Below are 399 nucleotides of genomic sequence, written 5' to 3' on the forward strand. Positions count from 1 at the left end.
ACTCCATGAACATCAGGAAGGTGGCGCCGTAGGGGATGAAACCACCGTGCAGGGCGATGCCGTTCATGATGGCGGACATGCCGAACTCGCGTACACCGTAGTGGATGTAGTTGCCGGAGGCGTCGTCGTTGGTCAGGGACTTGGAGCCGGACCACATGGTCAGGTTGGACGGCGCGAGATCCGCGGAGCCGCCCATGAATTCCGGCAGCAGCTTGCCGAAGGCTTCCAGGGCGTTCTGGGAGGCTTTACGGGTCGCGATCTTGGCCGGGTTGGCCTGCAGGGTTTCGATGATCTTGGCAGATTCGGCAGCCCAGTTGGCCGGCAGCTCGCCAGTGGTGCGGCGCTTGAATTCGGCAGCCAGGGCCGGGTGAGCGGCTTCATAGGCGGCGAACTTGGCAG

The 399-nt window shown here is 63.4% G+C and carries 1 pseudogene; it reads right to left on the reverse strand.

From position 1 onward, the window contains the following. Window positions 1-399: pseudogene (locus ACW5W4_RS18910) on the reverse strand (transketolase); the annotation flags it as partial.

The sequence above is a fragment of the Aeromonas crassostreae genome (genome assembly GCF_054052445.1).